At 27.5% G+C, this 14,492-nt stretch carries 4 protein-coding genes; all 4 read right to left on the minus strand.

Going from position 1 to position 14,492, the window contains the following annotated elements:
• Positions 1-967: 967 nt before the first annotated feature.
• The gene (locus U3G01_RS01360) at positions 968-2,218 is read right to left on the minus strand and encodes a restriction endonuclease (RefSeq protein WP_326564857.1); all 1,251 of its coding nucleotides are present in this window, start codon (positions 2,216-2,218) and stop codon (positions 968-970) included.
• A 2-nt stretch (positions 2,219-2,220) separates the two neighbouring features.
• A complete protein-coding gene (locus tag U3G01_RS01365; protein WP_255030517.1) occupies positions 2,221-4,728 on the minus strand; it encodes a DNA cytosine methyltransferase in 2,508 nt (835 codons plus the stop codon).
• A gap of 239 nt (positions 4,729-4,967) precedes the next feature.
• Positions 4,968-5,234, minus strand: a complete 267-nt coding sequence (locus tag U3G01_RS01370; protein WP_255030515.1) for an Mbov_0400 family ICE element protein — start codon at positions 5,232-5,234, stop codon at positions 4,968-4,970.
• A 1,116-nt stretch (positions 5,235-6,350) separates the two neighbouring features.
• Entirely contained in the window at positions 6,351-14,279 is a 7,929-nt protein-coding gene (locus U3G01_RS01375; RefSeq protein ID WP_255030513.1) for an ABC transporter permease, read from the minus strand.
• Positions 14,280-14,492: the final 213 nt, after the last annotated feature.

Consider the following 14,492-nt stretch of genomic DNA (forward strand, 5'->3'; position numbering starts at 1 on the left):
ACTCACGCTAAGAATAAAAGAATAAATTTATTAGAATTAAGGAGGATTAGTTATGTTTTTTTGGCACAATAAACTCAGGTAGCACCAATTTTTGCACTGTGTTTTTAAGTACGCTAGAAAGCCTTAAATTTACCCGTTTGCAAAAAAAAAAAAAAAATGCTTGGTTTAAAAAAATTTTGAGTTATAATAAAACTCACGCTAAGAATACAAGAATAAATTTTGATGTTGAATTAAGGAGGAATTAGTTATGTTTTTGGCACAATAAACTCAGATAATGCCATTTTTCCATTATGGCTTTAAATTTAATGGAATGCCTTAAATTTGACCGTTTAGAAATCTCCAAATTTAAGGATTTTAATTATGGCTCTTTCAAAACTTCATATATTTTTTTAGGCTCAATGTAAGTAAAAAACGAGTTTTCTATTTACATTGAGTTTAAATAGTAGTTGTATTTTTTTATGATTTTTGTTAGTGTTTTAAACTAAAAAAGCTAGTTTAGATATTTTATAATTTTGCTTTTTAAGTTAAAATTATGGCTTTTTTAGTTTGTTTTATTTGATTAATAAGTAGATTTTTTCTTTCGCGGGCGTTAGATTTAAAATTCAGTCTTTTTGCCTTGATAAATAATAAAAGGCGCTTTGACTTGCTTGTTTTAGGTGATGTACAATTATTTTTGGTTATAAATAATAAAAATCTGATTCAAACCTTTACCTGTTTTTAAAACTTTAAATATCAAGTTTAGCCAAATTTTGATAGAAATTAAAAAATATTGAGTTGTTTCTTGTCTAGAATTTGTAAAATATTAGTTTAAAAATTCAGGTAACTAGTTTTTATGTATGATTTTCCCGAGTTTCCCAGTTTTAAACCAAAAATTCACTTTTTAGTGAATATAAATTTGAAAAAACACCCGTAAATTAAACCAGGACAAAAAAAATTAACACTAAGGTGTTGGCCTTTTTGTCCGAGTTTATTTGTTATCATTAATTATTGAAATATATTTATTATTATCAATGTAGTCGCTATAAAAATAGTCTATTTTGTTAATTATTGTAGGAAAATCCAAATATTCAACTTCACTAAACTCTTCAGTATCAAGACCTGTATTCAAAACATACATATAATCATAAAAATCATAAAGTTTAGGTAATGAATCTGAAACCAAATTATCCATTATCTTATTAGATTTTTTTAATAAACAAATATACTGAAAATCCTTATCGATATATTGAGTATTATTATTTGGATGAGCCATAATAAAATGCTGATCAGGGGTAAGCATTATTAAATTTTCTATATAGCCAGCAATTTGCGGATAATCTGATTGTGGGAAAATATGATGAGCTTGTGTTGCAATAACTGTTTCTGTTTCTTGCTCAATTTCAGATTTAGAACTGTAATATGTAGCATTATATTCTCTTAAAACTTTTTTAGCTTTATTTACAGTATATTTAGCATAAGCTTTAGACTTAGTTTGATCCAATGTGTCTTCGTATTCTTCTCTTGTTACCGATTTATCCTTGCCACTTAACTCATCTCTCCAATTAGCTTTATTATACAGCATGTCATTCATAGTAATAATTTTTGATGACATTCTACCTTTTTCAGTGCCTAGTTTCTTAAGTTTAAATGCTAATGGATTTATTATTTTTGCGAATATCCTCCCACATTCTGTTTCTTTATTAATTGCAGTATTTTCAATAGTAAAATCAATAAAGTCTTGCCTTACATCTTTATATGAATCATTAGTTTGAATTTCAAAGAATTTTTCAAAGCTTTTATATAAATCACTATCCTTTAAAACTTTTACTATATACTCATAAAGAAAATTTAATGCATTTGTTTGCCTTAAAGCTATATTTTCCAATAGCTCTTGGTTATTAATCTTATAAAAATATCTATTATTTTCCTTTCTTGTTGACAATATTTTGCTATAAGACAATAATTTTATTGGTTGACCAAAATATTTATCATACTCATTACTTGCTTTTAATTCGGGATCAGGTTTTGAAAAAATTTCAATAACATTGTTTCTAGAATATTCACTATGCCATATATCTGACACTGTAAATTCTTCATTTTCATTTTTCACATATTCTATAATACAATCCGCTATAATTCACACAACATCAAAAGTACATTTTTGATCTATCCATCTAGCATTGTTACTTTTTCTTAGATCATAATCAAATTGATTTAAAAAATCAGAGTAAATGCTCATTATTAGACCTCCTTGTTTATTCCAAACCAATACACACTTGTATTGTCAATATTCAATGAGCGAGTTTGATAGTTTCTTGCCAATGAATAAAATTCTCTAAATTCCAGACTAGAAATATATAATCTTTGCTTTTCTGATATTTCAAAGTCATATTTTTTTTGAAGTATTGCAACAGAACCGTTAGTAATATAGCCTTTTTCTTTTCTTAATAGTCTTGGTTTGTAAGTCAGGTTGGGCGCTAAATAAACAACATCGCTGTTAATGAATTTATATACACTTAATTTTTTGGCTTTACATAAATCCATATATGAATCATAATCCTCAATATTAACTATTTGACTTCCATCATCAGAAATATTTCTAGATTTTATAACACGTATAGAATCACCATTATAAGAGTTATTAAGCATTTTAGATGTGATTTGTCTATCTCTAAATACAGAAAACACGTCAAATATCAATTTATTCGAAACTTTATCAAAAAAATCATTTCTATAAATCACCCAATAAGGTAAATCATCAGAAAATATATATTTTTTAGGTTGCATAATTTTAACATTTTTGGTTAGTGATTTAACCAATATTTTTGAATTTTTTTTATTATTTATTGTTAAGTTTATAGTTTCGATTAAAACACCTTTAAATCCTAGTTCTCCAAAATCTAATATAGATTCAACATTGTATTCTTTGAGTATATTTCTAGTTCCTATATACTCAACGTTGCTTAATAAATTTTTTGGCAATATTAATGATACATTGTCAGAATCTAACAATGATTTTTCCAAGAATAATCCTGCCAAATTAGTTAAATTCTTACTAAAGTCACTATTTTTAATGTATTTCAAAATATCTTTTGAACTTAATTTAGTAAATGGTGGATTCCCAATAATAAGGTCAAATTTAAAATTAAACTTTGTGTCCATATAGTCTGCGTTAATAAAATTAATATTAAAATTCTCAGGAATTGATTTACTATCGAATAGGATTTTTAATATATCTAACATTTCTGGGTCAATATCTATTACTGTGAGTGATACTTTTTTTATATAATCATATTTTTTAAATATAAGGGGAATAAAGCTCCCGATTCCAACAGAAGGTTCTAAAATATGAACCTCATCCTTTTCAAAGTCAGGTAATACTGAAACTATTTCATTTAATATTTTTTTTGGAGTATAAAATGCAGAATGAGAATATCTTTTAGCATTCGACAGTTCTATAATTCGAGCTAAGCTTTCAAAACAGACACTATCCTTGTTATTCAAAACGTATTTTTTCAAATTACTAATATCAGCAAGTTTTTCCTCATCAATTATTTTATTAATATCAACCCCTCTAATTTTTTTTTGACTAAGATGCTTTTTTATATTATTAGCAATTTGTCTAAATACTTCAGTGGGAACAGCTTCTCCAATACTCTGCCTAATGTTCATTTCTTCCTTTTTTGAGAGGGCTTTCTTTTCTTTATAGGATTTAGAATTTAAATCATCTAAAGATAACTCGGATCACTTAAAACTATCTGGTATAGACATCATCTTCATTAATTCTCGTATTGAAAATACTCTGTCTTGATTAGGGTGAATGGTATTTTGACTTGCCATTTGATCATTTCTTGTATGAAAACATGGAGCAACTTTATCAAAAACTTGTCTTTTATATTTATCCCCATTCTTAAATTTATTGATTACTATTTCTCCGTTAATAATCTTGTGAGGCTTTTTAACATCATCTATATTATCAAATGCACTTTCACCCTCTTTGAGATTAGAAATCCAATCCCTCATATGAATAGGATATTCCCTAAAACTATGATAAAAATCTGTATTGTCATATTCACCCCATGATAATTCAGGCATACTTCCAATAACTTCTCTTAATGTTTTCTCTTCTCTATAGTTAGGGAATAATTCTAGTGGCAATATAAAATCACTTTCTGACTTATGAACGCCTATTACCAATGTCCTAGTTCTAGAGGAATTTGAGCCATAATTTTTAAAATTTAATATTCTGTTTTCTATAACATATTCTGAAGACAATTCTGAAGTAATCATATTTCCAATTGAAACTACCTCAGAATTATATGTGCATCCAGTTTTCCAAAATGCTGCCACATTTTCAAAGACAAAAAATCTTGGCAAAACCTTTTTTACTATCTTTACGCTTTCGACAATTAAACTATTTCTTTCAATTTCATCATCTTTCTTTTTATGGTTGGCAACACTCATTCCTTGACATGGCGGGGTAGCTACAACAACATCAACTCTATCATTACCCATTTTGTTTCATAATTTTATTTCATCATAAATTTTATTTTGTATATTTTTATCTCTGATATCTCCGCTAATATACCCACTATTAAAACTACATTTATTATTAATTTTTTGGATGTTAAGTCTTCTTTCAATTAGTTCATTAGTAGCAATACATTCAAAATTTTCAACTTTAAATCCATAACAACCTACCCCAGCAGATGAAAACAAAGAAATATATGTCAATTTATTATTAATCATTTTATCCTCCACACTTTCCATAATTTTTGAAGTATCCAATTCAATGCATTGCACATTTTGAACAAGATATCTATGTTTATATTCTTCTTAGTTTTTAATTTCTGAAATGTACTTTTACTTATGCTAGTAATACCTATCAAATCTTCATAAATTCTTAAAGTAAAATGCTCAATTTTGTAAATACTGTTAAAATGATAACAAATTTAAGAATCAAGTTTAAATAATAGTCAGAAATCAATTTAAAGGGAGCAGTCAAGATATGAGTCTTTTCTAAATAATGTTTTTGGTTTGTTTGATTTGGGTATCTCAATCTCACTTTTTAATTTTTTTCTAATTTCACCGTTTTTTTTATGCTTCGAACTAGCTTTAACATAGTAATATAAATCAGTGTTTGAGTCATAAAAAATAACAACAGGATGCGCTTCTATCGTTTCTTCAAGACTAGTAAAAATAAGAGAGTCGTTAAAACTAGTAGGTCTAATTTTTTTTACTAGTTTTTCAGTCATCTCAATTCCCCCTTTGGATAAAAATTTATTCTTATAAAATTAAATTATAAAGGAAAAGAAGTTAAATTTTCCTAAAATCTTTCTCTTTTTAAAAGAAATTTCTAATATAAAATAAAAAATTATGTTTTATACATCTGAAGAAAAAACAACTTTAATTAATAATTTAATCGAGAAAATTAAAGCTGATGGTGCGAGGTTTTTTAGAAAAAGTTAGGCAAATCAACGGGCAATGTTTTCATTCAAAAATTAAAAGACTGAATAATCAAAATCGCTAGTTTTTAAGGATTTTAAGTTTGTAAATCTAAACTAAAAATAATAAAAAAAGCTAATTTATCGCCTTGTTTTTAGAATCACGTGAGTTTGACAGTTTGATGGCAAAAACTCAATTTTTATTGAATAGAAATATGCAAAAACAGCCGTAAATCCGTGTTTTTTGGCGATAAAATCTTAATTTTTATTATTTAAAAATCAACCTTTTGAAAAAAAAAAAAAAAAAATGTTTGGTCAAAAATAAAATTATGTTATAATAACCTACACTAAGAATGAATTAATAAATTTTGATATTGAATTAAGGGGGATTAGTTATGTTTTTGTCATAAAAAAATCAGAAAATGCGACTTTTCCATTATGTTTTTAAATATAATGGTATGCCTTAAATTTAACCGTTTAGAAACCTACAAATTTAAGGCTTTTAATTATGGCTCTTTCAAAACTTCACATATTTTTTTAGGCTCAATGTAAGTAAAAACGAGTTTTCTATTTACATTGAGTTTAAATAGTAGTAGTAGTAGTAGTAGTAGTAGTAGTAGTAGTAGTATTTTTTTATGATTTTTGTCAGTGTTTTAAACTAAAAAAGCAGTTTAGAAATTTTATAATTTTGCTTTTAAGGTAAAATTATACCTTTTTTAGTTTGATTTATTTGATTAATAAGTAGGTTTTTCTTTCGTGAGTGTTAGATTTAAAATTCAGTGCTTTTTCCTTGATAGTTATTTTAAGCGGAAAAATTACAAATTAACTATCAAAAAAGAGTAAATAAAAAACTTGGGTAGACCCCCAAGTTTTTAGATTGTTTTTGAATTAAGTTTTAATTAAAACAAATCAGTAAATAAATGAGAATTAAGTTTTTTCTTTAATTACATAAACAGATTTACGGTTTGTTAAGAAACGTCAAAGAATTGCAAGCACACTAAAGAAAATTACACTAATTATTAACAGCGCGCCAAAGAAGACAGGAACTGATATTGCCAAAGCAAGGAAAATTGAATTTGAAGCAAGAATATACGAACTAAATATTCCCATTCCGAGCATTGCAAAAGGAACGCTTATTAGAGTTGCTAAAATTAAAATTGGGAGATAAATGCTATAGAAAAGTCGTAATTTTGTTCGATTTGAATATCCGAGAACGTCTAGAATCGCAATGTTTTCTTGGTTTTCATTAATGATTGAAGAAGCGATAATAATTAAAATAATTAATGAAACGGCTAGGAAAACAATGACAACAATATTAATTCCAGCTCCAAAGAGATTAGCGAAATTAGAAATAAAGTTTGTTTCAATATTTTTAGCCTCAACACCTTGGGTGGCAATTTGGTAAATTGTATTACCATAAATTTCGTTGAAATTTTTTAGCGACTGTTTAATTGAAGAAAGGTTTTGGTTGACAAAAGTCGGATCAGTGAGTGAACTAAAATCTAAGTTTGAATTTTGGTTGACTCAGGTTGCATTTTGTTGCTGATTTTTGAGGTTAATAATTTTTAAAATTTCGTCTTTTGAGTAACCAGCAAGTTGTAAGGCACCTTTTTGGCCTTGTTCGTCTTGACTAAAAGCAAAAATGTTAGCAAAATAACCAATTGTATCATCATTATTTAGCGAGTCAACATTAATCTCTGAACTACCTGCCCAGTATCCAGAAGGTGAGTACAAAGTAAAGGAATTAGTAATTTGCTCAATATCAGGTGAAGCCAAAATTAATCCGTTAAATGGTTTTAAATTATAAAATTCTAGGACTGAATCATAAATATCTAGACCAAGAAGTTTATTTGCCACGTCTTGTGAGGTAATTAATTCTGAATTTATATAAGTATCAGAAATACCAATTATTTTAAATTTAGCTGTTTTTTGTGGAATATCACGAATTTTTGCTAAATAACGATCAATAGTGTTAATAATTGGCATTTCAATTAGTGAATCTATCCCTAAATTGTGCTTTTTGGCAAAAACGTGGTTGACAACCAAAGGATAGATATCATTTTCAATTTTGAAATCATTAATAACTTTGAGTAAATCTTGGTTTGATTCATCTTTGATTTCAATTATTGGGTTATTTTGGCTTTGGGTATTATAACCGTAAATTTTAAGACCATTTTCAATTGATGATCCGTTATTATAGGAAGTGTCAATGTAAGTATAGACTTGATTTTGCGGAGCGTTTTTATCAGCATTAGGGCTTAGCGAAATTCCCGCAAAGGAAACAGTAAAGTCTTTTTCAACATTTGCATTCAAATATGACTCGACTAAAAATTTCCGGTATTCATCACGATTTTTGACTTGGCCAAAAATTGATACCTCATGAGCTAAGTAATCATTCTTGACAGGGTCAAACTTGAAGTACCAAAATCTACCTAAATTAATATTCCCCGGGTCGGCTAAATATTTAAAATATGGTTGTTTGTTAGCGATTCTTTCTTCAATATTTTGTGATTGTTCCATTTGGAGAACAACTTTGTTGGAAATTGAAAAAATATTATTTCGCAATGATTCAGGAAGGTTTGAAAGAACAATATCAAAAATTGAAAGGTTATTTGATTCACTAATTTTAATATTTAGTCCTGATCGTGAAAGAACAACCGGATTTTTTGAGTTAGTATTTATTTCGCCATTTTGGTTAGTATCACCAAAAACTGAAGGATTTCCTGGGCGGAAGTAATTTGGTGAATTAGTGTTAATCTCAGAACCTGATCCAATTGGAACATATAAGTTTTTCTCAAGATTTTTTGGATTATAAACAACTAACGGTCCACCTTCACGCGATGGACTAAAAAGATTTAATTTGTATGTATAATGACGATTTAGGTAAGTTTTTGTAATTGTGTTTTGGAAAATATTATGTGAAGACAGTGAGAAAATTAGTGCAAATTGGACAATAATAATTGCAATTATTAGTGAGATAATTTTTCAAGTTGAATTAATAACAAGTGAAATTGAAAATTTGTTGACAATTTTGGTTTTTCGAAATAGCCTTGCCACGCCTTGGGCGAATTTTGAAGTGTTAATTTCACTAATTCCTGATAATAATTGGTTTGGTTTTTGTTTTAAATTTCAAAGAATTACTAAATAAATTAAGGCACTAATTGCAATAAATGGAACTACAAAGGAAAATACAAATGAAATTGGCTCAAAACTATAAAGATTTACATCAAATTCTCAAAACTGTGAAATTAAGCCAACAAGCGGAATTTTGACAAAAAATCCAACTAAATAACCAAGTAGTCCACCAATAAATGAAATCATTAAACCAATTGAGAGAAATGAAGAAGCAATTTCAAAGAGTGTATATCCTTGAGCCCGAAGAATTCCAAGAACTTTATTGTTTGTTGAAATGTAACGTTTGATAATAAAGGCAACAGCAAAAAGTACTAGAAGTGATAAAAATAAGGTTATATAAATATTTATTGATGAAAAAGTAGAAATTATATTTGTCCCAACTGAAATTCTCAGTGACCTTTCGGGATTTAAAAAGTCAATTTCATCAGCGCTAAATGTTCGCTGGAGGCGATTTAGGGAAAAATTCTTGGCAATTAAGTCGTCAGTATCTTGCTTGAATTGTTCTAAATTACCTTGGGGTTTTAATTTAATCAATAAGTAATTTTTTACTGGATTTGAACGATATGAAAAGCGAGCCTTATCAAAACCGAATTTATTTACATAGGCCAAAGCTTGATTTGAAGGATCGAGTTGAATATTTTTTTCGTCAATAACCGGATATAAATAATCAACACTAAAATCAGAGCCAACAATTATATATTTAAGACCTGCGGCATTTAAAATGTATTTATCATCTAATTGATCAATTAATTTTTCAATATCACTGGCATTGTCAGGAATTTGTCCTTGGTAGATTTCTTTTTGATTTTTTTCTAAATAGGAATTATTAACTTTGATAACATATGCGCGATTATCATCAATATTAATTGAGTTGCTTGCAATACGGGTAACAATAATTTTTTCGAAGAATTTTTCATAAAATTTGTAAATATTAATACCAAAAAATTCGGGATTATCTTTTGATTTTTCAAAAATTAAAGCAGATATGTCTTTTAGTTTGTAATAATCAAGCGAAACAGAGCTTGCCAAATTGCTATGAATAAAAGGAGGAATTTCTTCGTTATTTTTTATTTGTGATGATAAAAGATCAATTAGTTGTGATTGCTGTGTTGAAGGGTCGCCTTGAACTTGTCTTATAGATGGTATTCGTGATTGTAAAATAAAGGCAAGATTAAAATTGTTTGCTTCAGTTTCGATTTGTGCATCAGGATTTGTTGAAAATCATAACGGAATTTGTGGCAATTGTGCTGAAAAAAATTGTCCAAGTCCAAGAGATTCTAAATTTAGTCCAACAAGTAAAGGATTTAAAGTGGCATATTGGCTAACAAGTGTTGATAGAAAGCGTTTTTTGAAAGGTGAGTCAGAAAATTTATTTTCTAGCAAAAAATTATCCATTATATATTTAACAGATTTATTAAAGTTGGCTTCAAAAGGATAATTTTGTGAATAATAAGCTAAATATCCTAAATTTTCAACTAATTCAGTTTGATTTTCAATTAGTCAAGTTTTAATAGTTTTTGTATTACCATGTTGGTCGGTATATTGTTTGTCAAAAACTGGGTCATTCAAAAGGTTTCTAAATTCAGTGTTGTTGTTTAAATGTAGACTTGTAAGATAAGGTTGTAAAATTGATCTTGATGCAGCAGGCAGACCGGCAAAAAGTCCTTCTTGGTTTTGGAGATTTTTAATTCCACCAAAAAGTTGTGTATCATTTAAAATTGCATTTGTTGATGAAGAATTGGCAAAAGAATATAATTTATTAAATGCCTGTTGGAGTTCTAAATTTGGAAGGTTGTTTTCAGCAACAAAACGAATTCAAAAACGATAATTACGAACTGCAAGACCGATAATTGAACTAGGATCACTAGTAATTGAGTCTTGTAATTTATCAATTAGATCTGCTGAGGCTGAAATATAAATTGGTCTTAGTTTTAGTGGAGTTGCAGCCGAAGCATTGCCATCTTCAACTTGAGAAGCGGGAATTTTGATTGAATTTGTTAAAAAGTAAAGAATGTCACCAATAGATTCATAATTTGCAAAAATATTTGTATCATCAAGACTTGGCGGTTTAATATTTGTGATAATATTACCGGTTTTTGTATAATTTTTAAAATTAAAGATTTCAAAAATGTCTTTGATTTCTTGAAGTCTATTTTTAATATCTTCAACATTATCAAGATTCACGATTCTTAAATATCTATTTAGAAAAATTCGCTCATTTAATGTTAAATTTGTAATTTTTATTTCAGGATTTTCGCTGAGTTTTGTCAAAACAGAACTTGCTAAGACATCAATTTGCTTACTTTTTTGTAAATTATCAGTATTTGCAACTGAATTTCAGTTAGAGCTAATAAATTGTAAGTCATAAATATCAATTTTTTGATCATCAACTCCAGGAAGGAAATAACGAAGACCAATTTGTCCACTTCCTGAATCTTGTCCTTTTGAAGATGCATTAATTATTTTAATTAATGAATTTATTGTGCTTTGTCTTGTTTTTTCATCTTTAAGAAAAGTTCCAACAAGCGCAATTAAATAATCATTAACTTGTAGTTCGGTTCGTTTAAAAAATTCTTTGTCTGCTTGTGCTTTTTTCAAATTTTCTGGTAAATTTAAATATTTATCATAACCATCGGAAAAAACATTTTTTGTTAAGTAATCAAGATTTTTTACAAAAGTTGGGATGTCAAAATTAGTAATTAATTCAATTAGACCTTCGTTAATGTTTGAATAAGGGTTGTTTTCACCTTTGCCGTTTAATTTTGTAAGAATTTTAATAATTTCAGCTTGTTTATTTTTTGCAAATCTTTCAACAATTGGTCTTGTTAAAAATCCAAAAAAGCCTTTAGTTTTTTCATCAACAACAGTTGAAAACATTGCATTAAAATCAATTTCATTAACAATATCAATTAAACCTGCTTTTATTCTTTGTTGGTCAATTGAGGCTAAAAATTCTTTAATAAAATCTACACCTGAAAAAAGACTAATTAAGTTTGATTTATTTTTGTTATTTTCTTCAAATCAAGCGTTTAATTTATCAAGGAGTTTTTCAAAGTCAATTGAATAAATGACTTTTTGAAATCCATTTAATAGATTTATTGGATTTTTAATTGCCTTAGCGAGTGCCTCAATACCACCAAGTCGTTGAATTTGATCAAAAATATCAACACCAAAAGCAGATAAAATTGAGTTTAATGAAAAAATTTGTCTAACAAGATAAAGACTTCGCTCTGAATTAGTAGTAGCTGATTGCTCAGTTTTATGAATTATTTGGTCAACAAAATTAGCAAGAACATCATTAATAATTGTTGGGCGGTTATTTTTAGTTAAAATATGACCGGCTTTTACAAGTAATTCAGAAAGTAAATTATAGTTTTTAATTCGAAAAGCAAGAATATCAACTAATTTAATTTCATCAGCAGCAAGAGCAAGTGCATTAAAAATCGCATCTACATCAGGTTTTAAGAAAAAGCCATTATCGACTAAAACAGAATTATTCAGTGCATCTGCGGCTTGTAAAAATAATGAGCGGGCTGATTTTTGTGTGTCAATTTCATTTTGAACATTAGTTGAAAAGTAATAGTAAATTAACGGAATTGTTGCTGTATTTGAATAATTATCTACCCGTTTAAATCAACCACTGTCAGAAATTTTTGCATCAATTTCAAAGTTTTTATTTTCCAAGAAATTTGCCAGTAAAGCTTGTGTTCTCTGCTCACGACTTCCAGGATTTGTATTGTCAGTTTTTATAATATTTTCAGGTAGCAGAGTTCATTTAATCTCACCAAGATTTTTAAAAACATAACCAAATTGGTAATTTGGCAACAAAATTATTCCGTGAAAATCAAGGTTTGCCGAAGTGTTTGTAGTAGCAATTGGATTTTCGTCTTGAACTTTTTTAAGTAAAACAATTTTTGTATTTAAAATGTTTTGGTAAAGCAATTTTTGATCATCTTGAAATTCAACATTACCAAAAGTTACTTTTAAATCAATTAGGTTTGGATCAATTCCGTAACTTTCATGAGCAGCAGCAATTACTTTAGCTTGAAAAATTGCCGGAATTTTTGTATTTGAATTATCTAAAATTTTCCCAACTTGAGGAAATAGTTTAGTTTCTCTATTTGATTTATAATCTTGAATTTCGTTAAATAGCCGTCCAAGTTGTTGCTGTTGGTCTAAATTTTGATTTTGAAAACTGATTTTATTAAAAATCTCGGGGCTAATTCCGGAATTAATAAAATGAATTACTTGGTTTGTTGTTGAATCTTGACCTTTTTGTTGAACGTCAATTGTAAAGGTTTGTCTTGTTCCAATTGAATCAACTACTTTTACATCTCTTCCGTTAACTTTTTGTGAGTAATTTTGCAAATAATTATAAAAGTAAATATTTGCATATTCTTGAACATTTTGGGAAAGTTTTAAAAAGGTTGCGTTTTTAATATTTGAATTTGATAAGTTATTTAATTCTTCATTTGTAACAAGCGCTAAATTGTTATTATTTAATTTTTCAATTTGGGCAATTGTACTTACAAAAGAAGGCTCACCTTTTTTTTGAAATTCAACGGTTAAATCTGAAATTGAAAGATCAGCAGAAACGATAGTTTCATGATCACCTTCAGTAGTTATTATCCGTTTTTCTCAGTAGTTAATATTTTGTAATTCTTGAAATTGTTTTGGTTCATTATTTTTTAAATAAAGTAAATATTCTTTAATAAACCCAGTGAAATTTTGACTATTTTCATCAATTTCTTTAAGTTTGTATTTGTGATTAATATACTCAATTCTAGATCTTAGATCACGAACTCAGTTTGGCAATAATTGGTAGTTTTGACCTGGATCTAAAATTTTAAACTCATTAGAGCTTCAATTTATATCTTTTGTTAAATTAAAAGTTTTAGTATTAAATCGCGCATTGATAGAATTAGCGTTCTGAGTAAAAGTAACAAACGACGAGCTAGTATTTTCAATCTCAAAATCACCTTCAACTTTTTGCTTAATTTTTAAAAGTGAATATAAATCCGGCCCTTTTAATTCAAAGCCAATTCCTTGTCTTTGTCAACTTGAGCCTAAAATAGGATCAAAAGTAGCTTGTTTTGTAATACCGTTAATGACAAGTGGATTAGCAAAATTGATAATAATTTTATCACCTTGTTTGTAATAAACAAGAATGTCATTAGCTTTGTAATTTGTTCTGTCTAAGGTTATTGTATCTGCAGTTGTAACAGAATATGATTTTACCTTTTTTTGAAAATTTTTACCATCATTTGTTATATAAACCGGCAAAAATGCTTGTTTTGATAACGAAAATGTGTTGTCATCATTTAATGTTGCATTAAAGTAAAATTCGCGACTAAATTCGGTCGAAAGAACATATTCATCATTACTTAAATGAGGCGAAATTGAACCTAAACTAATAAAATTATCTTTTATTATTAGTTGTTTTTTACTTTTTTCGTTCTCAAGTGGTTGATAGACTTCTGGTTTGAGTTCATCATATCCTTCGTTTTGGGCGTTTCCAAAATAATTAAACTCAGTATTGATCGTTGCATCATGAAGGCCAGAAAAATTTTTATACTCATCTAACCGGTCCCCATAGGCCCGGTTTGTCGTAAATAAAGTAGTAAAAATTACGGCGGTAAAGAAAACTAAAGTTATTAGCCCAACAAAAATAACTTTAGTTTTTAAAAACATTGCAAATATGTGTTTAAAAATTTTCTTCATAGGCTACCTACCTTAAAACTTAAAATTATAGTTTAAAAAATAAAAATAGCAACAAAAAAATAAATTAAAATTAAAAATCAACTCTGACAAATCTGCCATATATATAAATAATAAACTATAATATATAGTTAAAAAGCTCAATTTAAATTTTTTTAAAGTGACAGTTGCAATTAACCTTAAAAAGGGATTTTAAATTATCAAATTTTTAAAAAA

Source organism: Mesomycoplasma ovipneumoniae, assembly GCF_035918255.1.
In the GTDB taxonomy this organism is placed as follows: domain Bacteria; phylum Bacillota_I; class Bacilli_A; order Mycoplasmatales; family Metamycoplasmataceae; genus Mesomycoplasma; species Mesomycoplasma ovipneumoniae_A.